This is a genomic window from Amycolatopsis sp. NPDC003731, assembly GCF_053586895.1.
In genome coordinates, this window is the sequence record NZ_JBSFNC010000022.1 from 26,215 (window position 1) to 49,114 (window position 22,900).

Annotated in this window: 21 protein-coding genes and 1 tRNA gene; 14 read left to right on the top strand and 8 right to left on the bottom strand. The window is 68.2% G+C overall.

The features are described from left to right. Positions 1 to 10: 10 nt before the first annotated feature. Together truD and ACWDN5_RS12070 are read right to left on the bottom strand one after the other, a co-directional pair. Positions 11 to 1,033 carry a tRNA pseudouridine(13) synthase TruD gene (gene truD / locus ACWDN5_RS12065; RefSeq protein ID WP_449676249.1) on the bottom strand — a complete coding sequence of 341 codons (1,023 nt, stop codon included), beginning with the start codon at positions 1,031 to 1,033 and terminating at the stop codon, positions 11 to 13. Between the two features lie 3 nt (positions 1,034 to 1,036). Then, positions 1,037 to 2,470 (bottom strand): hypothetical protein, encoded by a 1,434-nt coding sequence (locus tag ACWDN5_RS12070; protein ID WP_310975978.1) that lies wholly within the window; start codon positions 2,468 to 2,470, stop codon positions 1,037 to 1,039. A gap of 544 nt (positions 2,471 to 3,014) precedes the next feature. Between ACWDN5_RS12070 and ACWDN5_RS12075 the strand changes: the two genes are divergently transcribed. The 6 genes from ACWDN5_RS12075 to ACWDN5_RS12100 are packed head-to-tail and all read left to right on the top strand — an operon-like array spanning position 3,015 to position 8,570. Further along, positions 3,015 to 3,419, top strand: coding sequence for a 2OG-Fe(II) oxygenase family protein (locus ACWDN5_RS12075; RefSeq protein ID WP_310975979.1), 405 nt, complete (start codon positions 3,015 to 3,017; stop codon positions 3,417 to 3,419). Further along, positions 3,416 to 4,069, top strand: a complete 654-nt coding sequence (locus tag ACWDN5_RS12080; RefSeq protein ID WP_310975980.1) for a P-loop NTPase family protein — start codon at positions 3,416 to 3,418, stop codon at positions 4,067 to 4,069. Before ACWDN5_RS12075 ends, ACWDN5_RS12080 begins: the two co-directional genes overlap by 4 nt. Before the next feature lie 24 nt (positions 4,070 to 4,093). Then, a complete protein-coding gene (locus ACWDN5_RS12085) occupies positions 4,094 to 5,434 on the top strand; it encodes a B12-binding domain-containing radical SAM protein (RefSeq protein WP_449676251.1) in 1,341 nt (446 codons plus the stop codon). Continuing rightward, positions 5,434 to 6,747, top strand: coding sequence for a SidA/IucD/PvdA family monooxygenase (locus ACWDN5_RS12090; RefSeq protein ID WP_449676253.1), 1,314 nt, complete (start codon positions 5,434 to 5,436; stop codon positions 6,745 to 6,747). Before ACWDN5_RS12085 ends, ACWDN5_RS12090 begins: the two co-directional genes overlap by 1 nt. Beyond that, entirely contained in the window at positions 6,748 to 7,491 is a 744-nt protein-coding gene (locus ACWDN5_RS12095) for a tyrosine-protein phosphatase (RefSeq protein ID WP_310975983.1), read from the top strand. It abuts the gene before it with no gap. Next, a complete protein-coding gene (locus ACWDN5_RS12100; RefSeq protein ID WP_449676254.1) occupies positions 7,488 to 8,570 on the top strand; it encodes an aminotransferase class I/II-fold pyridoxal phosphate-dependent enzyme in 1,083 nt (360 codons plus the stop codon). Before ACWDN5_RS12095 ends, ACWDN5_RS12100 begins: the two co-directional genes overlap by 4 nt. Positions 8,571 to 9,927: 1,357 nt before the next feature. Here ACWDN5_RS12100 and ACWDN5_RS12105 read toward each other — a convergent pair. Further along, a complete protein-coding gene (locus tag ACWDN5_RS12105) occupies positions 9,928 to 10,083 on the bottom strand; it encodes a hypothetical protein (RefSeq protein WP_310975985.1) in 156 nt (51 codons plus the stop codon). Positions 10,084 to 10,667: 584 nt separating this feature from the next. Here ACWDN5_RS12105 and ACWDN5_RS12110 point away from each other — a divergent pair. Beyond that, positions 10,668 to 11,444, top strand: a complete 777-nt coding sequence (locus ACWDN5_RS12110; protein WP_449676256.1) for a helix-turn-helix domain-containing protein — start codon at positions 10,668 to 10,670, stop codon at positions 11,442 to 11,444. Positions 11,445 to 11,521: 77 nt separating this feature from the next. After that, positions 11,522 to 12,673: a 4-hydroxybenzoate 3-monooxygenase gene (locus ACWDN5_RS12115; RefSeq protein WP_449676257.1), complete on the top strand. Its 1,152-nt coding sequence runs from the start codon at positions 11,522 to 11,524 to the stop codon at positions 12,671 to 12,673. Between the two features lie 31 nt (positions 12,674 to 12,704). Here ACWDN5_RS12115 and hpxZ read toward each other — a convergent pair whose 3' ends face one another. From hpxZ to biuH, 4 genes are read right to left on the bottom strand one after another with little or no spacing between them, the layout of a single operon-like run. Beyond that, positions 12,705 to 13,121, bottom strand: coding sequence for an oxalurate catabolism protein HpxZ (hpxZ, locus tag ACWDN5_RS12120; protein WP_449676258.1), 417 nt, complete (start codon positions 13,119 to 13,121; stop codon positions 12,705 to 12,707). Continuing rightward, positions 13,118 to 14,719, bottom strand: a complete 1,602-nt coding sequence (locus tag ACWDN5_RS12125; protein ID WP_449676260.1) for a regulator — start codon at positions 14,717 to 14,719, stop codon at positions 13,118 to 13,120. The genes hpxZ and ACWDN5_RS12125 overlap by 4 nt, the downstream gene beginning before the upstream one ends. A gap of 22 nt (positions 14,720 to 14,741) precedes the next feature. Next, a complete protein-coding gene (locus ACWDN5_RS12130; protein ID WP_449676262.1) occupies positions 14,742 to 15,434 on the bottom strand; it encodes a cysteine hydrolase family protein in 693 nt (230 codons plus the stop codon). A 25-nt stretch (positions 15,435 to 15,459) separates the two neighbouring features. After that, the gene (gene biuH, locus ACWDN5_RS12135) at positions 15,460 to 16,158 is read right to left on the bottom strand and encodes a biuret amidohydrolase (protein WP_449676263.1); all 699 of its coding nucleotides are present in this window, start codon (positions 16,156 to 16,158) and stop codon (positions 15,460 to 15,462) included. 170 nt (positions 16,159 to 16,328) lie between these two features. Here biuH and ACWDN5_RS12140 point away from each other — a divergent pair, with 170 nt between their 5' ends. From ACWDN5_RS12140 to ACWDN5_RS12150, 3 genes are all read left to right on the top strand, one after another. After that, entirely contained in the window at positions 16,329 to 16,883 is a 555-nt protein-coding gene (locus tag ACWDN5_RS12140; protein ID WP_449676265.1) for an RNA polymerase sigma factor, read from the top strand. Between the two features lie 10 nt (positions 16,884 to 16,893). Beyond that, positions 16,894 to 17,922 (top strand): hypothetical protein, encoded by a 1,029-nt coding sequence (locus ACWDN5_RS12145; RefSeq protein ID WP_449676267.1) that lies wholly within the window; start codon positions 16,894 to 16,896, stop codon positions 17,920 to 17,922. A gap of 227 nt (positions 17,923 to 18,149) precedes the next feature. Further along, positions 18,150 to 18,467, top strand: coding sequence for an amidase family protein (locus tag ACWDN5_RS12150; protein ID WP_449676269.1), 318 nt, complete (start codon positions 18,150 to 18,152; stop codon positions 18,465 to 18,467). A gap of 279 nt (positions 18,468 to 18,746) precedes the next feature. On the opposite strand, the gene ACWDN5_RS12155 is transcribed toward ACWDN5_RS12150, so the two are convergent. Next, positions 18,747 to 18,819: transfer RNA gene (locus ACWDN5_RS12155), tRNA-Ala, on the bottom strand. A 259-nt stretch (positions 18,820 to 19,078) separates the two neighbouring features. Between ACWDN5_RS12155 and ACWDN5_RS12160 the strand changes: the two genes are divergently transcribed. The 3 genes from ACWDN5_RS12160 to ACWDN5_RS12170 all read left to right on the top strand — a co-directional run bounded on the left by ACWDN5_RS12160 (position 19,079) and on the right by ACWDN5_RS12170 (position 22,898). Then, the gene (locus ACWDN5_RS12160) at positions 19,079 to 21,256 is read left to right on the top strand and encodes an RICIN domain-containing protein (RefSeq protein WP_449676270.1); all 2,178 of its coding nucleotides are present in this window, start codon (positions 19,079 to 19,081) and stop codon (positions 21,254 to 21,256) included. A 132-nt stretch (positions 21,257 to 21,388) separates the two neighbouring features. Further along, positions 21,389 to 21,958, top strand: a complete 570-nt coding sequence (locus ACWDN5_RS12165; protein ID WP_449676272.1) for an HdeD family acid-resistance protein — start codon at positions 21,389 to 21,391, stop codon at positions 21,956 to 21,958. A gap of 13 nt (positions 21,959 to 21,971) precedes the next feature. Continuing rightward, the gene (locus ACWDN5_RS12170) at positions 21,972 to 22,898 is read left to right on the top strand and encodes a ribonuclease Z (protein WP_310975996.1); all 927 of its coding nucleotides are present in this window, start codon (positions 21,972 to 21,974) and stop codon (positions 22,896 to 22,898) included. The last annotated feature ends 2 nt before the right edge of the window (positions 22,899 to 22,900 follow it).

Consider the following 22,900-nt stretch of genomic DNA (forward strand, 5'->3'; position numbering starts at 1 on the left):
GCGTGCGGGTTCAGTCCCGGTGCGCCAGGAGCTGGCGTATGGCGGCCGTCGCGTAGCAGCCGGAGGGCAGGAAGAAGCGCGCGGTGATAGCGAACCGGCCGGGGTGGAACGGGTCGGCTTCGAGGCCGGATACCGCCACCACGGTCTGAACCACGGTAGGCCTGGTTGAAGCTGTCCCGATCGGCACGCCGTTCTCGAAGGTGTAGCGCCGGTAGGGAAGATCGGGGGCCACGGCCATGACCGCGGCACCGGAGCCGCGTCCGGTCGGATACAGGTAGGGCAACCCCTCCTGCTCGACCCGGATCCAACCGGAGCAGGTGCTTTCGACGAGGTTCTGCAAGGTCTTGTTCCACAAAGAAGACGAGTGTGCTGCGAGGTAGAACGCCACAGTGCGCGGATCGAGTTCGTGGTGGAAGTAGGCGGCGGCCTCGCCGGTCCACGCCCGTGCGGAAGCGCTTTCCGGAGCCCGCAGCTCCGCAAGCTCCCGGAGCGCGGTGCTGTAGTCGCCTTCGAGCAGAGCCGCGCCGACGAAGTGCGTCCGTTTGGGGCCGCCGGGGACGCCGAACCGCTGGGTGTCGTAGTAGTTGAGAAACAACAGGTTGATCTTCCGTCGATCGGCCAGCTCCGCTGCGGTCCCTTCGGGTAGGTTGCGCACCACCACCCGGAACCCGTTGCCCTCCAGCCCGCCGATGCGCAACGGGTCCGCGCCGTAGCCGTAGTGCTGCAGGCTCAGCTCCCCCTCATCGGTGGAGATCGACGGCTCGATGTCCTGGCCCGTCAACGTTCCCACGGGCAACGCGACGAGCTGCTCGGTGACGCCGTCTTCGTCCTTCAGGCCGCCGTACGTGATGTCCGTGGCCGGCAGCCCGAGGCGGTCGGCGATGAGCCGGACGGCTTCCATAGTGGTGTAGCCGGACTTGCGCAACAGCAGGTAGTGGTGGCTTGCGTCGGCGTGGTCGACGAGCGCGGTGACGAGGTTCTCCCGAACCAGGAAGTCGGCGGGATGGTGTTTGAGCACGGCCGTGTCGAGCATGGGCTAATTTCCTTCCTCGACGGGCTTGGCAGGTTCGGCGGCTACGTCGGCACCGAGCGCTCGCAAACGGCCGGGCAGGTCGGCGTAGCCCCGCACGAGATGATCCGTGCCGGAGACCCTGGTGGTCCCGGGTGTTGCGAGCGCCGCCAGCAGGAGCACGGCCGCGGCCCGCAGGTCTGTGGCGTGGATCGCCCGCTCGGCGGCACTCGGCGTCCAGGGTCCGGTCAGCCGTAGCGACCGCCGGTTCAGCTGGGCGTCGACACCCAGTGTCCGTAGCCCGTCGAGGTAGCCGAACCGGTTGGCCCACACCGTGTCGGTGACGGTCGAGCGGCCCGTGGCGTGTGCCGCGAGCAGTGCCAGGAACGGCTGGCTGTCGCTGAACACACCGTGCGAGCCGACGACGAGGTCGATCGGCTTCAGCCCCTCGGCCGGGTGGGCGACAACCGCGTCCGCCTGGAGGTCGATGCGCAGGCCCAGCTGCTCGAACGCCGCGAACTCCGGGGCGAGTGCCCGCGTGGCGCGTGCCATGCCGCGTCCGGTGACCCGCAGCGGAGCGCTGCCGAGCACCGCGCCGGCGCAGATCCACGTGACGACCTCGATCAGGTCCGGCACCAAGGTGTGCGACAGCGGGGTCCGGAGGACGTCGGGGCCGCGGCCGTGCACCACGATCTGCTCCGGCGAGGCCACGTCGATGTCCGCGCCGAGCCCGCGCAGCACATCGACCAGGTCGGTCACGTCCGGTTTGGGGTACGGGTGCCGCAAGACCGTTGTGCCGTGCGCTACCGCGGCGGTCAACAGCGCCGTCTTGGTGGCGCCGGAGTACAGCGGACCACTGCGCAACCGGCGATCGGCGGTGTAGTCCAGCAGGTCGATTCGGCAGCCGGTCAGCCGATCGGCGGTGACATCGAGACCGCCGATCGGGCTGGGCTCGACCATCGCGCCGAACCGGCGGAACACGTCGGCGTACTGCTCGACCGGCCTGCCGCCACCGGGATCGTTGCCGATCCGGCAGCCGCCCGCGTTGGGGATCCAGCCGGCTCCGAAACGTCCTAGCAGCGCCGGGACGAGGTAGACGCTGCCGTGGATCCGGCTCGCGAGGTCCGGGTCCAGCGCCGCGGTGGCGACACCGCTGCCGTCGACGACGAGGGTGCGGCCGTACAGGTGCGCACGACCGCCGAGCGCGTTCACCAGCCCGGCAAGCACCTGCGTTTCCGAGACGTCCGGGCAGTTCGCCACCGAGACCGGTGCTTGCCCCGCGAGCGCGGCGGCGACCACGGTCACCAGTGAATGCTTGAAGCCCTGTGTCGCCACCGCGCCGGCGATCCGGCGCCCGCCATTGACGGTCAATACGGTGTCGGCTTGATTTGCTGTGAGCACGCTACGCAAGGCACACAATTTGGCCCCCCTCCCCGAAGGCTTGCTTCTCAAGCAGTACACGAACCAATGAGGTGGATCAAGGGGTTGACGCCCTCATTTGCGCCGTGCTGTACTACGGATCGCGCTGGGAGGGCGCTCGCTAAGGTGGGGCAGCGTTCAGCGGCAGTCCAGATTGATTCGACGTCATAGACGCGCGCTGATTACGCACCGGCTTCGAAGGTCTGGCATTGTGCCGCGGCGACACTGGGTCGCATCGTGCCTGTTCACGGTGGGTGAAGTGGGCGATTCGCGTGCCGCGGTGCTGCGCTGGCGAATCGCCGTGTCCGGTGTGTCCGGTGTGTGCCGTTGCGCGCCGAGTGAAGAGTCGCGTACCAAGGGGCCTGCAATGTCTGTATTGAATCCTGATTGGGCGCGCCGAGAACCAAGGTGTGAACCTTATGTTTGGCTCGAAACCGCTCCTGGAGAGTTGTTCGGGGCCGAGGTCGCCGAGCGTCTGGCGGCGGAATTCCCGTCCGGAGAATTCACTCGAATGGACGTGACTGGTGCGAACAGGGACAAGACTTATCGCAATTTCAGCCGCCCCCTGGTCACCCGGGAACATTCGGTGCCGTCCGATCTGACGGAGGTGTGGCGCCGGTTGATCGCCGACCTCACCGAGGGGACCTACCTGCGGGACGTGGCGGCGCTGCTGCGGCAACCGGTCGCGTCCGGACTCGAGATCCGGCTGGTCCGCCACGCCGGCGGCGACTGGCTCAGCCCGCACACCGATCGTGCGGACAAGCTGTTCAGCCACATCTTCTACTTCACCAGGGGGTGGCGAGCCGAATGGGGTGGCTGCTTGGAGATCTTGGAGGGCGACGATCCGGCCTCGGTCGCCGGCCGGGTCGTCCCCGAACTCGGAGCTTCCGCCCTGCTGGCCCGTGCCGACAACTCCTGGCACCAGGTGAGCAGGGTGCGCGGGGCGCCCCCAGTCGACCGCACTTCGTTGCTGGTGCACGGCCGGCGATGAACGGTTTCGGCGCAACGGTGTCGCGGATCTTGGTGCTTGGCTGCCCCGGTTCGGGCAAGTCGACGCTGGCGACCGTGCTGGCACGCCGGACCGGGCTGCCGCTCCACCGGCTCGACGACGAGCACTGGGGGCCAGGCTGGACCCGACCGGACCCAGTGTGGTGGAAACGGCGGCAGGAAACCATCGTCTCGAACGACCGGTGGATCATCGAGGGCAACTACCTGCCCACTATCCCCATCCGGGCGGCGCGCGCGGAAGTGGTGGTGGTCGTCGACACCGGCACGTTCCGGTGTCTGTACCGGGTGGTCGCGCGGGCGTGGCGGATCCGGCGCGGTGATCTCGGCGGTCTGCCGACCGCCGTGGCGGCCGAAGCCGCGAGGGGTACACGAGTGAAGGCGACCCGTGATCTGGGTGCCTTGTTGTGGCTGGTTCTCCTTTTCCGGTTCCGCGGCCGATGGCCGGTCGTCGACGCGGCCCGCACCAACCCGGACGCCGGATTGGTGCTGGCGGTGACGCCGAGCCGGGGGAGGGACCGGGCCGAGAACGTGCGCAAGGCGCTGCGGCGCCGGGAGATCGAAGCTCGGACGGTCGGTACCGCGGAAGTCGCGGACCTGATCGAAGGCTGGGCCGTGCCGGCCCGGCAGGTGTGACAACCAGTCGAAAAGGAGCAGTGGATGCGAGTACTCGTCACCTGGCCACCGCATGTGCCGAGTTACTTCAACGCCGGCCACCACCTGCCCACCTTCACGATCGCCGCCTACTTGCGCGGACAAGGGCACGAGGTGGCGGCACTCGACGCGGGTGCGTTGAACTTCTCGTGGAAGGAGTTCGCCGACTTCGTGTTCTCGGGCCGGTTCGACGCGGTGGTGATCGTCAACGAGTTCGACGTCGTGGAAGGGGTGCGCCGGGCCGCGGACTACTGCCGGGCGTTGTGCCCGGAGGCCACCCTGGTGACAGTCGGCAGGCTCGGCTATCAGAACCCCGGGTTCTTCCGGACCCTCGACCTCGACGCGATCGTGGCCGGTGGCGACTACGAAGCGGGCGTGGCCGAAGCGCTGCGGTGGGCGGAAGCGGGCGAACGCGTGGGAAGAGGGTTACCGGGGGTGTACGTGCGCCAAGGCGGGGACTGGCTGGACCCGAGCGGGCCGGGTCGCTGGCTCGCCGTCGGCGAGTGGGTTCTGCCGGACGTGTCCGAGATCCCCTATGCGGCCTATGAAAGTCTTTATCGCCGCGACCAGAACAAGTTCTGCGGCATTCCCGAACGGCGCGAACTGGTGGTGCCGGTCGCTCGCGGTTGCCCGGTGGGCTGTTCCTTCTGCGACGTGCCGTCGATGCAGGGCCGCGGCGAACGACGGCTGGGGGTCGAAGCGACGGCGAGCTACATCCGAGACGCCTTCGCCGCCCACCCCTTCGAGTACGTGGCTTTCTACGCGCCGACGTTCACGCTGGACAAAAAGTGGGTGGCCGAGCTGTGCGGGGCGCTCCGCGCGGAACCACGGCCTTATGCCTGGAAGTGCGCGACCACCCTCCACCACCTGAGCGAAGGAATGATCGCGGACATGGCCGCGGCCGGGTGTGTGCGGATCAGCGTGGGCGTCGAAACGTTCGAGGAGGCCGCCGCCGGGGAACTTCCCCGAGTCAAGCAGCTGGCCCGGGCGCGCTTCGAAGAGGTCGTCGGCTGGTGCCGGACGCACAGGATCGAGCTGAACTGCTTCGTGATCGTCGGCTTGCCGGGGACGACTCCGGTCGGAACCCGGCGCACGATGGAGATCATCCGCGCGGCCGGCGCCAGAGTCCGGCCGACGCTGTACACGCCCTACGAGCAGATGCACGGTGACATGACAGAGCGAGAGCTGAGCGCCTTCAACCGGCAAACCTTCGTGACGCCGTCAGAGATCACCCTCCGCGGTCACACGCCCGCCGACTATCTGGAGCTGATCTTCGGCGGTGACGGCTACCGCACACCGTCGACCGAGCGCGTTCCCGCGGCACTGGCGTTCGGACGGACCCGGTGATGGGCGGCCAGGAGGAAATCCACGACGTCGTCGGCATCGGGTTCGGTCCGGCGAACATCGCGCTCGCCGCGGCCGCCGCCGAGGAAGCACCGGAACTTCGCATGCGGTTTCTCGAAGCGCGTCCGCAAGTGAGCTGGCAGCCCGGGATGCTCCTGAGGGGCTCCGACATCCAGAACAACCCGATCCGGGATCTGGCCACGCTCCGCAATCCGAGAAGCCGGTTCACCTTCGTCAACTTCCTGCACGAGCAGGGGAGGCTGTTGGCGTTCCTCAACGTTCCGGCGCACTTCCCCCTTCGTCGTGACTACGCGCAGTACGTCCGCTGGGCCGGCGAGCAACTCGGTGACGTCGTCGAGTACGAGCGCGAGGTGGTGCGGGTGACCCGGGCGCCGGGGCCGGACCGGCACTACGTGGTGGAAACCCGGTCGGGGCAGAGCTACCGCGGGCATTCGCTGGTCGTCGGAACGGGGCGCACACCGTACATCCCGGAGTTGTTCACTCCTCTTCTCGGTACGAATGTTTTCCACAGCAACGAATACCGCTGGAGAGTGGCCGAACTGCGTGAGCGCGAGGAGGCACCGAGAGTCGCAGTGATCGGCGCGAGCCAGAGCGCCGTCGAGATCACCCTCGACCTGCACTCCGGTTTCCCGCGAGGTGCGATTCTCAGCATCATGCGGGGCTTCGGCCCGCGACTGAAGGACACCAGCCCGTTTTCCGAGGAAGCGTTCCTCCCCGAGTTCACCGACTACTACTTCGACGCTTCGGCGGAGAGCAAGCGGGATCTGGACTCGCAGCTGCGTGGAACCAACTACTCGGCTGTCGACGGCGACGTGATCGACGCGCTCTACCTTCGCCGCTACGAGGACCAGATCGACGGTACGAGGCGGCTGTTCACCTACCGTAATCGGGAGGTGACCGCAGCCAGGATGGTCGGGAGCCAGGTGGAACTGTCCCTGCGCGAACGGCACCGAGGCGACCAGGAGGTGGTCGTGGTGGACGCCGTGGTGCTGGCCACCGGATTCCGCGACCTCGGCCCGGCGATCGATCAGGAGCCGCACCCTCCGGTGCTCGACGGGCTGGCGGGCGACTTCGCCACGGACGCGCGGGGCACGCTGCAGGTGGACCGGGACTACTTCGTCCAGCCCGCCGACGAGGCGTCCGGAGTGGGGCCGTTGTTCCTCAACGGTCTGTGTGAGAGCAGTCACGGCCTCGGCGACGCGGGTTCGTTCAGCTTGCTTTCCCTGCGGGCGGAGACGCTGCTCACCGGGATCAAGAAGCGCCTGTCCGCCGTGGGCTCGCCCCGGGGTCGTTGAGTGGACGTGCGAAGCCGCTGCTGGACGGGCGCCGGGGTGATCAACACGCGCGATCTCGGCGGACTGCCGCTGCGGGACGGCCGTCGCACCGCGTTCGACGCATTGATCCGGTGCGGTTCCGGCACGTCCGCGATTCCGCCGGTCGCCAGGGTCCTGGCCGCCCGTCACGGGCGGGTCCGGCTGGTCGATCTGCGCGGCGACGGAGAGGTGGTCGACGAACCCGACCACCAGGGCATCCTGGTGCGCCGGCTGACGATGAGCGATCCGGTGCATCGCGGAAGAGGAGGCGCCACTCGTGACGCGGCCTACTTCGTCGCGCACTACCGACGGCTCCTGCCCCGGGCGTTCGAGGTTGCGGGCGAGGTCATGAGCATCCTGGCAGACGATCCCTCGCCGGTCGTGGTCACCTGCAGGCTCGGCAAGGACCGGACCGGGCTGGTGGTGATGGTCGTGCTCCGGGTGCTCGGTGTGGCTCCGCGGTGGATAGTTCGCGATTTCGCCTTGACCGCGCGGTTCTTCACGGCTGCCGGGGAGTGGGTCGACCAGTACGCGTCGACGCGTGGCGAACCCCCCGTTGCGGTGTTGCGTCGGCTGGTCCTCCCTCCGTCCGTACCCGTCCGGACGTTGGCGGAGATCGACAGGCTGGCGGCCGACGCGGTCGCCCGGCACGCACTGCTCGGGATCGATGAACAGGTCGCACGCCGGGCGGCGCTCCGGCTGACCCTGCCAGGGGGAGCACCATGACGAGTCCGGGACCACGCTGGCCCGACCCCGTCGTCCGACCGCGGCGCACGTACGACCCGCGGGCCAACTTCAGCTCGAACGAGCTGATTCACCCTGCTGTCGGAGACCTGGTCGCCGGTCTGGTCGCGGACTTCCGGCCGGGGACGCTGACCCGGTACCCGGTTCAGGACCGAGCATTGGATTCCGCAGCCAAGCTGTTCGGGCGGGAGGAAGACGAGATCCTGCTCGCCCCCGGCTCCGACTCAGTCATCAGATTGCTGGTTTCGGCGGCTCGCGAGCTTTACGGCGGCAGGCTCGTGCTGCAAGACCCGAACTACGAAGCTTGGACCACGGCGGCGGCGTTGGCCGGCGGGTGGCGGGTGACGCGGGTCCGCAAGCCTTCGGACCCCGCCAGGCGATGGCTCAACGAGATGCGGGTCGCGGCTGAAGCGTCCGTGTCTTCGATCGTCGCGGTGTCGTGGCCAAACGGCCCGGACGGCCACCTACCGGCATGGGCCGAGCTGACCGCGCTGGCGGCCTCGTGTCGGGCTCGCGGCCACTTGCTGGTCATCGATGGCTGCTACGCGGGATTTTCTGGCGACTACCGTCGGCTGGCACAACTGGCCGGGCCGAACTGCCTCGTCCTGTTCAGCTGGTCCAAAAGCTTCGGTTTGGCCGGGGGCAGACTCGCCACTGCGCTCGCCGACGGCGCCATCATTCGATTCTTGCGTGCCTTCGGCCAGGAATCCCACGTCAACACGCTCATGCTCCAGGCGTTGTGCGCCACCCCCGGCCGCCACCGGGCGTTCGAGCAGGTATGGGCGGACATCGCGGGAACTCGCGAAACGACGCGTGAATGGCTGGCCGGTCGCGCTGTCCACGCACCACCATCCGGCGGCAATTTCCTGCACGTGCCGTGCGAGAGCGAGTTCACCGCCAAGAAGCTGACGACCGAGCTGAGCACCCGCGGCTTCCGCGTCCGCGACATGGGCGACACCCCGGGACTTCAGCATCACGTGCGATTCACCGTGGGACACGGCCCGGAGCACATGCGTTTCCTTCATTCGCTCGACCCTCTGCTCGCGGTCCTGGACCGATAGCGGAAGGCGCAGAAACCCTTCAGCCAGCCCCGTAGAGAGCGACAATTTGCTGGCCACGGCAGCAACACACCCTCATCGGCACGAGAGTGTTGTACAGACCGGTCGTCGCGATCTGCGCATCTGGGATGCCGGTCGGCGCCTGCATCGTCGTTGAGGGCGGACGCTGGAGATATTTGCGCCGGGGAACTCCACGGTTGGGTAGTGGTGTTCGTTCGGTCTCCGGATTTGGCTCGCGGCGTGATGCTGGGGTCTATGCCGCCGGGTTGGAGGTGGATCAGCGTCGGCGGGTGTGGATCGATCCGGCCGGCAGCGCGGTCACGGTGGCTGAGTGGCCAAGGCGGTGGTTCCGGTCGCTGGATCTCGATCCGCGGACGATCGAGAGACCGTCTCAGCGTCGGAACGGGGGTGGGGCAGTGCTCCAGTTTTGCCCCAGCAGGAGCACAAGATCACGCCGTAAGCCGATCACCGAAGATCCGAGCCGGAACGCAGAAAACCCCTCCGACCAGCCTGGAAGACTGAAACGAAGGGGTTCGTTGCGATGTGGAGCCAAGGGGACTCGAACCCCTCACTGCCAGTGAGGGTCGATCATGGCTCTGACCTGCGCGATAGAGAATCGCCTAGTGAAATGATGCGCTTGACCATCGTCGCTGGCAACTGTGTGCTGTTCAGCGCAGTTGTAACAGGGAGTTTGCCCCAGTGAAATTGGTGAGAGGACCCGCCAGCGTTCGTTACGAACAAACGTGCGGATGGAGCGCGGCCCGAGCTTGGAGCCAGTCGAGCAGCATTGAGTCGGGCGGTGCCGTGCGGCCGGAACCCGCATTGACGAGCTGTGTCAGTCGCGGCCGGTCCCTGCGTTGTGCTGCCGAGCGCCGCTTGCCGAGGTGCACGCTCTGCGGCTACTCAAGACTGATCCGATGATCGACGAGGTGGGATCATAACGTCGGGTTCGTTGAACTCGACTCCCGTGTATGACGCCTGAGGCCTCACCGAGTCAACGGGCGCAGGCGTTGGAAGCTGGCCATCGACGTCATCTGCGCCGACGACATCGGTAGCAAGCGCTCCTCCGCGATCCACTACGAAACGGTCGAGTGCTTCCAACGGGCCAGGCTGCGGGCAGCGGGCCGTTGCTGCGGGCAAGTTCAACCCCGAATGCCACGAGTACCAGGGGTATCTCGACTCTGGAGGACCAAGCCGGCAGAAAAAAGTCCCCTTGCACTTACTCGCTGAATCGAAGACCTGCGCAGATGCTGCGTAGCACTTGCCTGGAGCGAGATCGCGTGCTGGCGACCGTGGTGGCCGCCGAGCCGGTTCGCGCACGGAAAGGGCCGGAAGCGAGGGCTTCCGGCCCGTTCCGGGCTCAGTACCAGTGCGCGCGGCCGCCGATCTTACGGCCGGTCCCGCCGAGGATCGCGAGGACGACGCCCGCGACGGCGAGCACGGTGCCGATCGTGTACAGCACCGGGATGCCGATGAGGAAGCCGATGATGATCAGGATGACGCCGAGGACGATCACGGTGGGGGAACTCCTTTTCCGGGGGACCCGCCACCCCTGAGCGGGTGGCGGCTCGCTTCGAGCGCGGAGGTACCCCGGACACCCTGCCGGTCAAACAGGCGTTCTTATCCGGAAGGATGGACAGTGGGGCCGATCTCGGCCCAGACCGTCTTCCCGGCCGGCCGCTGCCGGACCTGACGAAAACCCGACTCGCAGCCGATGTCGCGACGCAACGCGGCCCTGTGGTCGGCGGCTCGATCGGCGTGTCGTCAGTACTCAGTGGTCAGACTCAGCCGAGCCCGGCCGAAGCCAGGTGTGCACCCGTCGGCGGCGGGGTCATGGCGCACGCCTTACTACGTCCACTCCTCGGCATGAGCGTGTGTCGTGGCGGGATGGCCGGCACGTCCGAACCCTCTTGGCCAACGAGCTGGAGCTCGGCGATTTTGGAGGAGATCCGGCCGGACCGGGCAAACGCTACCGGCCCACGGCGGATGGCAGGGCGATGGTCTGCGGCGCTGACCGACGCGGCGGAACCCGGCCACCGGAAAAGTAGCAGCGGCATGTCCGTTACCGAAGGTGCCGTACCACCGGTAAGCTGGCCTCCGATGCAGAAAACCCGCCAATCTTCCGCGCCGCCGGAAGAGCGGACGCCGCAAGGCGCGGGCTGGCTCCCGCACGGCTATCACCTCGCAAGCCACTCCCACCGCGACGGGCAACTGGTGTACGCGGCAGCCGGGGCCTTCGCCACCACGACCGAGTACGGCACCTGGATCGCGCCCGCCGATCGGATCACCTGGACGCCGCCAGGTTTCGAGCACTCGCACCGCTTCTACGGCCGGACCGACGCCCGCATCCTCGCCGTCCCCGCCGACGAGTGCGGGGAGCTGGTCGAGCACCCCTGCGTGTTCGCGGTGTCGCCCCTGCTGCGCGAGGGCATTCTGGCGCTGACCGGCGACCGGACGAAATCCGCCGACGCCGACCGGCGGCTGCGCGCGGTCGTGCTCGACGAACTCGGCGAGATTCCCGAGCAGTCCTTCCACCTGCCCGAGCCGCGCGACGACCGGCTGCGCGCCGCGACCGATCTCCTGCACGCCGATCCCGGCCGGAACACGACCCTGGCCGAACTGGGGCGGGCCGCCGGGACGAGCGAACGCACCCTCAGCCGCCTGTTCCACACCGATCTCGGCATGAGCTTCCACCGCTGGCGCACCATCCTGCGCATCCACCACGCCCTCATCCGGCTCACCGACGGCGACTCCGTCACCGACACCGCGATCACCTGCGGGTGGTCGAACCCCTCGACCTTCATCGAAGCGTTCACCGCCGTCGTCGGGCAAACCCCCGGGCGCTACCAGGCCGGCCTGCGCGACCGCGGCGAATAGGAATGTTGGCGGGTTTTCGTTATTGCCCGTCCGGATATCGGTGGACGGCAATCACCGGCCCGGCCACAGTGGCGATCATGACTCCAACAGAAGAAAACACCACCGCGGTCGTCGTGGGCGGCGGGGTCGCCGGGCTCGCGCTCGGCACCTTCCTGCAGCGCAGCGGAATCCGGTGCGTCATCTTGGAAAAGCACAGCCGCCAGTACGTCGAGAACCGGCAACGGGCCGGGTCGCTCGACGCCCGCGGCGTGCGCATGCTGCACGAATGGGGCGTGGGAGAGGCCGTCGAAGGGCCCGGTCACAATTCCTCCGACGAGTCGATACCGCTGATCGTCGACGGTGAAGAGCGCGAATGGAAAATGGACTACGAGGACGCCGAGGGTGCCTTCCTCCCGCAGCAGATCCTGGTCCGGAACCTGATCAGGATATTCCTGCGTGACGGTGGCGACCTCCGTTTCGAGGCCAAGGACATCGCACTGGACGGTCTCGGCACCGGGCATCCCCGGGTCCGCTACCGGGACACCGCCGGCTCGACCACGGTGATCGGCTGCGACTTCGTCGCCGGTAGCGACGGCCACCAGGGCGTCACCAGGACGGCCATCCCCGACGGCTTCCTCACCTGCCACACCCACGAGTTCGGCTACGCCTGGCTGACCGTCATGACGGAGGTGCCCGCCGATCCGCCGGCCGTGATGGCGGTGCATTCCCGCGGCTTCGCCGCCCAGATCACCCGCGGACCGAACGCGAGCCGTGTCTACCTGCAGTGCCCGGTCACCGACACCGTCGAGGACTGGCCGGACGAACGCGTCTGGAGCGAGCTCGGCACGCGGTTCGGCGAACCTGTGCCGAGGGGGCCGATCGGCACCAAGCAGGTCGTGCCGCTGCGCGGTGTGGTGTTCAGCCCGATGAGGTACGGAAGGCTCTACCTCCTCGGCGACGCGGCGCACTTGATTTCCCCGATGAGTGCGGAGGGAATGAGCCTCGCACTGCACGACGCCGAAAAACTCGCCCAAGCGATCATCCACCAGGTCGGAAAAAACGCTGGGAACCTGCTGGAGAGCTACTCGGACACCTGCCTGACCCACACCTGGGAACGACAGGCGGCCGCGGTCTCGATGACCGACACGATGCACGACTCCGGTGACGCCACCTACCGCGGAGAATTCCTCAAGCAGGTCGCGCGAGCGAACCTGGAAAACCTCCTCCGGCCACGCGTGCCGAAGAACTGACCCCGCGCATGGACCGTCGCCACGGACGTACCTACTGGCCGATCTCCGAGACGTGGGCACTGACGATTCGCCAGCCGGCGGGCATCCGTACCCACGTTTGGCTCTGCCGGCCCACGACCGGCCGGCCGGGGTAGCGGAACAGGGTGGTCACCACGGCGGTGTCGGCGCCGAAGGTGGTGATCCGGGTGTCGTGGGTTTCCCGGCCGTCGAGTGGTCCCTGCGTGGCGCGCCACGTGCGCAGTTCGTCGATGCCCTGCTGGTGGTCGGCGATGCCGAACCGGACGGTGGCCGGGCTGGCCCAGAACGACTCGTTCAGCACGGCGTGGTCGCCGGCCACCAGTGCGGCTTCGTAGCGTGCGAAGGCCGCCGACACCTCGGCGTGCACGGCTGGGTCGTCGACAACGGGCCCGGTGGTCCCGAGCTCGGCGACCCGGTCGGTGGAATTCATGAGGCGGATGCGTCGATCATGTCCGTGGCGGCTGGTCGCGGCTCGGCGTCGGACGTCGAATCGCGGTGGAGCAGGGCGAACACCGCACAGACCACGGCGAAGAACAGATAGCCCAGCGCGACCTGACCGCCACCCGCGTTCCAGCCGATCTGCGGGGCGTGGATCAACCCGACGAACGACAGCACCGCGCCGGCCGCCGCGTAGCCGGCGGCCCACCAGAACTGCTTGTCGATGAGGAACGCGGTGATCGCGCCGAGGACCAGTCCGGCCAGGATGGCGCCGTCGCCGAGCAGGTGCAGGCCCTGGTAGACGACGCCCGCGCTCTCCAGGGCGGGTTCACCGACCTCGGCCGCGCTGGTGCCCGCCGCCGACAGCACGTTGTCCATCTGGCCGGTCGCCCACGCCGCGACGTTGGGGATGATGGCCATGACCACCGCGACCGCGTGCGGCCGCGGGACGACCCGGAAGGCCTGCGCGCCGATCAGCAGGCCGATGTACAGCAGGATCGGCACGATCGCCGGCACCGGCAGCAGCGCGCTGAGCAGGCCGAACAGGCCGCCGAAGCACATCAGCGCGATGACGACGCCGGTCAGCATCGAGTACGCCGTGCGGCCGCCGACCTCCTTCCAGCCTGGGTGTCCGATGTAGACAGCAGGCGGGAACGGCGAGCCGAGCGCCGAGCCGACGATCGCGCCGATGCCGTCGGCCAGCAGCACGCTGCGCAGGTTGAAGTGGTCGCCCGCGGCAGCGGCACTCTCCACATTGGTCATACCCTCGGTGAAGTTGTAGATGCCCAACGGGATGGCGGTGGCCAGCAGCGGGCCGATCTCGGACAGGCCGTGCCACAACAGGTCGAACTGGAACGACGGCAGGCCGGTCACGATGTCCCGGGCGGCCGCGGACACGTCCGCGGGGTGCATGAAGCCGCCGATCCAGCCGATGGCGGTGCCCGCCACCAGGGCGGCCAGGCCGATCGGGATGCCGAACGGCAGCTTCACGCCGGCGAAGAAACCGATGAGCAGCAACGCGAACACCGGCAGCGCGATCCACGCGGCCGCCCACATCTGACCGGCCGGACGCATCGAGATGAAGGCGATGGAGATGCCGGCGAGCGTGCCCAGCATCGCCGCCTGCGGCGTGAACCGCCGGATGTAGGGGCCGACGAACGCACCGGCCAGCACGATCAATCCGATGATGAACGACCACGCGAGGCCCGCTTGCCACGCCTTGATCGGGTCATTCGTGCTCAGGTACACCGGCAGCATGATCACGAACGTCACGATGAACATGTGCGGCACACTGGGCCCGTAGGGCATGGCAGTGACGTCGGTGCGGCGCTCCTTGTAGGCCAGGCGTCTGCCGAGCCAGGTGTAGTAGACGTTGCCGATCAGCAGCTGGATGCCCAGGGCCGGCAGGATCACGCCGTACACGTCGCCCGAAGAGATCTTCGCGACGCCCAGGCACAACCCGGAGAGCACCAGTACGTTCACCAGGACGTTGAAGCCGAGACCGAAGAACGCGTTGAGGTCACCGCTGACCCACAACGGCAGTTCGACATCGGAATCGGAGCGGTTGCGGGAGCGCGCGAAGATGGACATGACCGGAACCTTTCCGCGGATCTCAACGGGCCGGGGTGGCGAGAACGGAAATCGCGGCGAGGTAGGCGGCCGACGGTGCGACCCAGCCGAAGATGCCGCCCTGCGCGGAGATCATGGCGAGACCGGCGTCCTGGAACTCGGGGAAGTACGAACCGACGCAGTCCGACAGCACCAGGCATTCGTAGCCGCGGTCGTTGGCCTCACGGACGGTGGTGTGCACGCAGACCTCGGTCGTCACGCCGGTCACGACCAGCGAGGTGATGCCGGCAGTGGCCAGGACCGTGCCGAGTTCGGTGCAGTAGAACGCGCCCTTGCCCGGCTTGTCGATCACCAGCTCGCCGTCGACGGGCGCGAGTTCGTCGATGATGCCGTGGCCGTGTTCACCGCGGATGAGGATGCGGCCCCCTGGACCCGGATCGCCGATGCGCATCGACGGGCGACCGCGCTCGAGTTTGGCCGGCGGGCAGTCGGACAGGTCCGGCAGATGGCCCTCGCGGGTGTGGATCACCATCACGCCGGCGGCGCGCGTCGCGGCGAGGGTTCGCTGGAGCGGAGCGATGACCCCGCGCAACCGGCTCACGTCGTTGCCGAGCGTTTCGCCGAACCCGCCCGGTTCGACGAAGTCCCGCTGCATGTCGATCACCAGGAGCGCGGTGGTGGTGGGCTCGAACAGGAACGATGTGGGGTCGGCGTCGACCCGGAGAGGAGTGGTCATCGGCTGTCGAGCCCTTTCGTTTCGGTCAATCGTCGGTGGTGATCGCCCCGATCACGGCATCGGAAGTGGCCACGGCCCCGAACACGCCGCCCTGCATGGTCACCATCTTCAGCGCGGCCGCGTGGTTGCCCGGATCGGTCGCGCCGGTGCAGTCGGACAGGATGAGGCATTCCAGACCGCGGTCGTTGGCCTCGCGCATCGTGGTGTGCACGCACACGTCGGTCGTGATGCCGGTCAGGATGAGGTGGCTGATCGCGTTGGCGCGCAACACCAAATCCAGGTTGGTGGCGTAGAACGCGCCCTTGCCCGGCTTGTCGATCACGACCTCGCCGGGCAGCGGCGAGACCTCGTCGACGATCTCCCAGCCCGGTTCACCGCGTACCAGGATGCGCCCGGCCGGCCCCGCGCTGCCGATCTCCGCCCCGATCCGCGCCGAACGCCAACGCTTGTTGGGCGGCAGGTCGGTCAGGTCCGGCAGGTGACCTTCCCGGGTGTGAATCACCAACATGCCCACGTCTCTGGCGTGGGCAAGGAGTTTCTGCGTGCCGGGCAGGCCCGCTCTGGTGAGTTCGAGGTCGTAGCCCATCCGCTCGACATAGCCACCGGGTCCGCAGAAGTCGGTCTGCCAGTCGATGCACAGCAAGGCGACCCGGTCGATCGGCACCACACTGTCGTACGGCCAGGGGTAGGGATCTGCCGGAACCGGTCCTATCCGCGCGGTCATAGTCGTCGATTGTCGACCGTTGGGTTTCAAGGAGGACCGTTGTGAGTTACGTCTCAGTTACCAGCCTGGCTTCTGACCAGCGATGTCGTCGTGGGGTGACATGACTTGAACGCTTCGGGCGCGCGTTGGCAAAGACGGGGTGTCAGGGCAAGCGAAACCCGAGGAGCTTCATGTCGTCAGACGCGGAACTGATCGGCAGGTCGCTGCGCGGAGACACCGATGCCTTCGCGGAAGTGATCAGCCGGCACGAGACCGCGATCGGGACCTATCTGGCGCGCAGAGTGGGGCGGCAGGCCGCCGAGGACGTGCTCGGCGATGTGTGGGTGGCGGCTTACGAGTCCCGCGCGAACTATGACCTTTCGTACCCCGAAGCCAGGCCTTGGTTGTACGGGGTCGCGCTGAACAGGCTGCGCCGGCACTGGCGGTCCGCACCGGCCGAGGAGCCGGCGCCGGACCTGGCCGGCGTGGCCAGTGACTGGGATCCCTGGCCGGCGGTGGATGCCCGCGTGGACACGCAGGCACTGCTGAGCAGCGCACTGGCCCGGCTCAAACCGGAAGAGCGGGAAGTGCTGGGCCTGGTCGCCTGGGAGGACCTGACCGTCGCCGAGGCGGGGCGGGTGCTCGACATGCCGGCCGGCACGGCCCGCCGCCTGTTGCACCAGGCGCGCAAGGCGTTGCGTGAGGCCCCCGAAGTCGTCGCGCTGCTGCAAGTCCCGACAACGTGAAAGACAACTGATGGACGAAATGGATCTCATGAAGAAGCTGCGTGACGTGCCGTCCCCCGGGCCCGAGGCCTATGACCGTGCCCGCACGGCACTGCAGACGGCGATGGAGGAGCCCGTGGCCACGGTCGTGCGACCGAAGCGCTGGTTCTCCTGGCCCAAGGCCGGCGTCGCCGCCGCGGGCGCGGCAGCCGTAACGGCGGCCGTGGTGATGGGTACGACAGGTGGCAACGCCCCGGCCGTCCCGTCCGGCGCGGCGTCGCAGGCGGTCGAGGCGCCGCTGGTGAAGCTGGCCTCCGCGGTCCAGGCGGCCGGCATGCAGCCAGGAGACGCGTCGCTGATCATCAACACGAAGTTCGGGCCCGACGACAAACCGGAACATTCCTACACCCTCTACACCGACAAGGGCCTGCAGTTCACGGGCGACTCGGCGAAGTCCCTGACGGACGCAGTCGCCGGGGGCCACGCCGAGCCTGCCACGCCGTACGACGGGAAGGTGATGGCGGCGGCCCGCCTCGCTGCGAAGGGCGACGTGGACAAGGCCAGAATCGCGATGATCACCGCGTCCAACAACGCTCTCGGAGTCGGCCTGAGCCCCACCGAGGCCGACAAGGCCTGGGCGGCCGCCCAAGCGGAGACCGCGGAGATGTTCCGCAAGGCGGGGAAGCCGGTTCCCGCCCCCAAACCGCGTCCGACGGGCAAGGACCTGGAAAACCTCATCGACAACCACCTGTGGAGCAACGCCGAACACGCGCTGTTCGCCAACGCCGCCGATGCGGAGGTCCGCGCGGGCGTGCTGAAGCTGTACGCGACCATCCCGGACATGATCGTCGGCAAGACCAACGTCGACGGCCAGGCCGCGCTGACCCTCACGGCACCCCCCGCCATCCTGGGCGGCGGTGCGGACGTCCTCATCATCAACGCCGGCAACGGCCTGCCGATCCGTGAGGAGATCACCTCGGCGGAATCGTCGAAGCGTTACGTGGTGAACTACAAGGCCTTCCGCGTGACCGTCGCCGACGTGGCCGCGGGCAAGATCTGATCCTCGTACCGGACTGTCTTGGGAGGGCCGGGATCATCACGGCCCTCCCAAGACAGTTCTGTCTGTGCGTCGCCGCGGCCGGCTCCCATCGACGCGACAGAACTGGCGCGCCTGATAGCCGTCGGCGAGGTTACCGCGGTCGAGGTCGTGCAGGCGCATCTGGATCGCATCGAGGCGGTGGACGAGCGGGTCAACGCGTTCGTCACCGTGCTGGGCCGCTGGGTGGCGTGCCGTTCGCGATCAAGGACTCGTTCGACACCGCGGGTGTGCGGACCACCCGGGGATCGTCGTTGTTCGCCGATCACGTGCCGGAGGCCGACGCCACCGCCGCGGCACGGCTGCGGGCCGCGGGCGGCATCCCGTTGGCGAAGACCAACCTGCCGGAGATGTCGTACTGGACCGAGCCTGTGGTGAGGGGTCGCGTCGTGGTGCGTGTCCAGGATCGCTCCATAGGCGACAGAGAGGAAGCTGATTCCGCGAAGAACCTCGTGGCGCCACCGGAACAGGTGCCAGCGACGAGATCGGCGGCGCCGGCCGGCGTGTAGAGGAGCTGGCCTGTATAGCTGGCGGGGGAGCCGTTGGGGCCCGGACTGCCTTGGTCGCCCGAGCGGTTCGGCGTCGGACTGCCAAAGTGGGTCATCGATTTGCATGGCGGCCTCGAAGTGCGCGACGGGTCGTGGTCGCTGCTAACTCCGCCCGACTGCGTCCGGGGAGACAGGACTCGTCGGTAGCTGAACTTCTTCTTGACGAAACTCAAGATCCGGACCAACGAAAAAACCGCCCTACCTGGATCTCTGGATCCGGTGGGCGGTGTTTCGTCACTGTGGAGCTAAGGGGACTCGAACCCCTGACCCCCTCACTGCCAGTGAGGTGCGCTACCAGCTGCGCCATAGCCCCGAGGCGAAGGTGAACTCCGCATCTCGTATGCCCATACAGTACACCCCGCCCAGACGGCCTCCACGCGGGGGTACCCACAACCCCGCGAAGCCCCTGACCTGCACGTTCACACCTTATTTTTAGTCCTGTATTGACCTCCCCCTGTGGCCGCCGTTACATTTTGCGCGGTTGTGACGCCGAGGTCCCCGCCCGTTACGCCGCGTCTTCAACACCGGGCACACCTCTCGATGACGCCGCAGGTGCGGCAGAGGAGGCTTCGATGACGAGACGGCGGGTGATGACGCTGCTCGCGGCAGCGTCGGTCCTGGTCGGAAGCATGACGACGGCCACGGCGAGTGCCGCCGTGACGCCGGACGGGTGGTACACCGTTGCCGCCGTCAACAGCGGGAAGTGCGTCGATGCGCGGGGCGCCGGGACGGCCGATGGGACCGTTGTCCAGCAGTACGCCTGCAACCAGACCGCCTCGCAGCAGTGGCAGTTCCAGTCCACCGGGGACGGCTACTTCCGGGTCAACGCCCGCTCCAACCCGGCCGCCGCCTGGGACGTCAAGGACGTCTCCGCCGCCGATGGTGGCCTGCTGCAGCTCTGGACCTACGGGGGCGGGGCCAACCAGCAGTGGCAGGCCGTCGACGAGGGCAACAGCCGGTACCACTTCGTCAGCCGCAACAGCGGGAAGTGCCTCGACGTCCCCGGGGCGTCCACCGGCGATGTGCAGCTCCAGCAGTACACCTGCAACGGCACCGGGGCCCAATCCTTCATGCTGACGCCCGTGAACACGAGCCAGCCCGGACAGCCCGACTTCGGCCCGAACGTGGTGATCTTCGACCCGTCGATGCCGAGTTCGACCATCCAGAGCCGGCTCAACAGCATCTTCTCCCAGCAAGAGCGCAACCAGTTCGGCAGCCAGCGCTACGCCGTCATGTTCAAGCCCGGCACCTACGCCAACGACGTCAACGTCGGCTTCTACACGCAGGTCCTCGGCCTCGGCCTGAGCCCCGACGCCGTGAACATCAACGGCGCCGTGCACGTCGAGGCCGACTGGTTCCCGCCGCAGAACGCCACCCAGAACTTCTGGCGGGGTGCCGAGAACCTGTCCGTGACGCCGAACGGCGGTGCCGACCGCTGGGCCGTCAGCCAGGCCGCCCCCTACCGCCGCATGCACGTCCGCGGTGACCTGCAGCTCGACGACGGCGGCTGGGCCAGCGGCGGCTGGATCTCCGACACGAAGATCGACGGCCAGGTCCGCTCCGGCTCGCAGCAGCAGTGGATCTCCCGCAACTCGCAGTTCGGCAGCTGGAACGGCTCGAACTGGAACATGGTCTTCGCGGGCGTCCAGGGCGCCCCGGCGAACACCTTCCCGAGCCCGCCCTACACCACCGTCGGCCAGACGCCGGTGACCCGCGAGAAGCCGTTCCTCTACATCGACGGCGCGGGCAAGTACCAGGTGTTCGTCCCGGGCGTGAAGACCAACGCGTCCGGCACGAGCTGGGCGAACGGCGCCGCTCCCGGCACCTCCCTGCCGATCGACCAGTTCTACATCGCCAAGCCCGGCGCCACCGCCGCCGACCTGAACGCCGCGCTCGCCGCCGGCAAGAACCTGCTGGTCACGCCCGGTGTCTACCACCTGAACCAGACGCTGCGGGTGACCCGGCCGGACACCGTCGTGCTCGGCCTCGGCATCGCCACGCTGATCCCGGACAACGGCATCACCGCGATGACCGTGGACGACGTCGACGGCGTCAAGATCGCCGGCCTGCTGATCGACGCCGGCACGACCAGCTCGAACACGCTCATGCAGGTCGGCCCGGCCGGTGCGAGCGCGAACCACGCCGCGAACCCGACGTCGCTGCACGACGTGTTCTTCCGGATCGGCGGCGCCGCCGTCGGCAAGGCGGCGACCAGCCTGGTCGTCAACAGCAGCAACGTCATCGGCGACCACATGTGGATCTGGCGCGCCGACCACGCCGAGCGCAACGAGTACGTCGGCTGGACCACCAACACCGCCGACACCGGGCTGGTCGTCAACGGCAACGACGTCACCATGTACGGCCTCTTCGTCGAGCACTACCAGAAGACGCAGGTGGTCTGGAACGGCAACGGCGGCCGCACCTACTTCTTCCAGAACGAGATGCCCTACGACGTGCCGAACCAGGCGAGCTGGATGAACGGCTCGACGCAGGGCTTCTCCGCCTACAAGGTCGGCCCGAACGTCACCAGTCACGAAGCGTGGGGCCTGGGCAGCTACTGCTACTTCAGCACCAACCCGGCCGTGGCCAGCGCGCACGCGTACGAGGCGCCGAACACGCCGGGTGTCCGGTTCCACGACATGGTGACCGTGTCGCTCAACTACCAGGGCACGATCACGCACGTGATCAACAACACCGGCCCGGCCACGCCGTCCGGGACCAAGGCCGTCAACCTGGTGAGTTACCCCTGAGCAACCGGCGTGCGCCGTGGTGGCGGCCGCGGCGCACGCCGGTCCTTTGTGGAATACACCGAACGGGGTGTTCCGGGCGACGAACGGGGTAATCGCCGCGATACTGGGAGTCCCTAGATCCGGGAGCGGCAGATGACCTCTTTCGCAGCGTTCTCCGTCGTCGAACCCCGCAAGGCCTGGCCGATCACCGCCGTCCGCGGCGTGTTCGCTGTGCTCTTCGGGCTCTTCGCACTGATCTGGCCCGGCGCCACCGTCCTCGTCCTGGCGATCCTGTACGGCGTGTATGCGATCGTGGACGGCATCGGCGGCCTGATGCAGGCGTTCCGCCCGGGTGACACCGGGCACCGGGTGGCCTACGGCGTCCTCGGCGCGCTCGGCATCGTCGCCGGGATCCTCGTCCTCGTCTGGCCCGGCATCACCGTCCTGCTGCTGGCCCTGCTGGTCGGCTTCTGGGCGATCATCACCGGCATCGCCGAGATCGCCGCGGCGATCCGCCTGCGCAAGCAGATCCAGGGCGAGGCCTTCCTCATCCTGGCCGGCGCGATCTCCGTGCTCGCCGGCATCTTCATCGTGATCAACCCGATCGCGGGCGCGTACGGCATCGCGCTGCTCGTCGGGATCTACGCGCTCCTGTACGGGATCGTGCTCCTGGTGCTGGCCTTCCGGCTGCGCAAACTCGGCGGCGCCCCACCGGCAGCCTGAGTACCGTGCGGGGGTGTCGACCCGCGAACTGGTGGTGCTGGGCACCGCGAGCCAGGTGCCCACGCGCCACCGCAACCAGAACGGCTACCTCCTGCGCTGGGACGGCGAGGGCATCCTCTTCGACCCCGGCGAAGGCACCCAGCGCCAGATGCTGCGGGCCGGCGTGGCCGCCACGGACGTCACGCGGATCTGCGTCACGCACTTCCACGGCGACCACAGCCTCGGCCTGCCCGGCGTGATCCAGCGGCTGTCGCTGGACAAGGTGGCGCACCCGGTCCACGCCCACTTCCCGGCGTCCGGCGCGCACTACTTCGCGCGGATGCGGCACGCGACGGCCTTCTACGAGCAGGCCGACCTGCGGGAACACCCGATCGCCGAGGACGGCCCGATCGCCACCGGGAAGCTCACGCTCGAGGCGAAGCGCCTGAGTCACCCCGTCGAGGCGTTCGGCTACCGGCTGACCGAGCCCGACGGCCGCACCATGCTCCCCGGGAAGCTGCGTGAACACGGCATCGCGGGCCCGGACGTCGGCAAGCTCCAGCGCGAGGGCCGCCTCGGCGACGTCCGCCTCGAGGACGTCAGTACGCCGCGGCCGGGCCAGCGGTTCGCGTTCGTGATGGACACCCGCCTGTGCGACGCGGTGTACGCCCTCAGCGAAAACGCCGACACGCTCGTCATCGAGGCGACGTTCCTCGCCGAGGACACCTCACTGGCCGAAAGCTTCGGCCACCTGACCGCGCGGCAAGCGGCCCGGGTCGCCGCCGAGTGCGGTGTCCGGCAGCTTGTGCTGACCCACTTCTCGCAGCGCTACCCCGATCCGGAACGCTTCGAAGCGGAGGCGCGGGCGGAGTTCGACGGCGAGATCGTCGTGGCCCAGGACCTGGAGCGGGTCCAGGTGCCGAAGCGACGTTCTTCGCCTCCGGGGCGGGAAGCGCCGTAGGC

Excerpts from the sequence above, each read along its gene's own strand:
- ACWDN5_RS12085 (WP_449676251.1), top strand. The coding sequence starts at position 4,094 with ATGCGAGTACTCGTCACCTGGCCACCGCATGTGCCGAGTTACTTCAAC.
- ACWDN5_RS12165 (WP_449676272.1), top strand. The coding sequence starts at position 21,389 with ATGACCTCTTTCGCAGCGTTCTCCGTCGTCGAACCCCGCAAGGCCTGG.
- ACWDN5_RS12125 (WP_449676260.1), bottom strand. The coding sequence starts at position 14,719 with ATGTCCATCTTCGCGCGCTCCCGCAACCGCTCCGATTCCGATGTCGAA.
- ACWDN5_RS12160 (WP_449676270.1), top strand. The coding sequence starts at position 19,079 with ATGACGAGACGGCGGGTGATGACGCTGCTCGCGGCAGCGTCGGTCCTG.
- ACWDN5_RS12115 (WP_449676257.1), top strand. The coding sequence starts at position 11,522 with ATGACTCCAACAGAAGAAAACACCACCGCGGTCGTCGTGGGCGGCGGG.
- hpxZ (WP_449676258.1), bottom strand. The coding sequence starts at position 13,121 with ATGAATTCCACCGACCGGGTCGCCGAGCTCGGGACCACCGGGCCCGTT.
- ACWDN5_RS12100 (WP_449676254.1), top strand. The coding sequence starts at position 7,488 with ATGACGAGTCCGGGACCACGCTGGCCCGACCCCGTCGTCCGACCGCGG.
- ACWDN5_RS12080 (WP_310975980.1), top strand. The coding sequence starts at position 3,416 with ATGAACGGTTTCGGCGCAACGGTGTCGCGGATCTTGGTGCTTGGCTGC.
- ACWDN5_RS12130 (WP_449676262.1), bottom strand. The coding sequence starts at position 15,434 with ATGACCACTCCTCTCCGGGTCGACGCCGACCCCACATCGTTCCTGTTC.
- truD (WP_449676249.1), bottom strand. The coding sequence starts at position 1,033 with ATGCTCGACACGGCCGTGCTCAAACACCATCCCGCCGACTTCCTGGTT.
- ACWDN5_RS12140 (WP_449676265.1), top strand. The coding sequence starts at position 16,329 with ATGTCGTCAGACGCGGAACTGATCGGCAGGTCGCTGCGCGGAGACACC.
- ACWDN5_RS12145 (WP_449676267.1), top strand. The coding sequence starts at position 16,894 with ATGGACGAAATGGATCTCATGAAGAAGCTGCGTGACGTGCCGTCCCCC.
- ACWDN5_RS12090 (WP_449676253.1), top strand. The coding sequence starts at position 5,434 with ATGGGCGGCCAGGAGGAAATCCACGACGTCGTCGGCATCGGGTTCGGT.
- biuH (WP_449676263.1), bottom strand. The coding sequence starts at position 16,158 with ATGACCGCGCGGATAGGACCGGTTCCGGCAGATCCCTACCCCTGGCCG.
- ACWDN5_RS12110 (WP_449676256.1), top strand. The coding sequence starts at position 10,668 with ATGCAGAAAACCCGCCAATCTTCCGCGCCGCCGGAAGAGCGGACGCCG.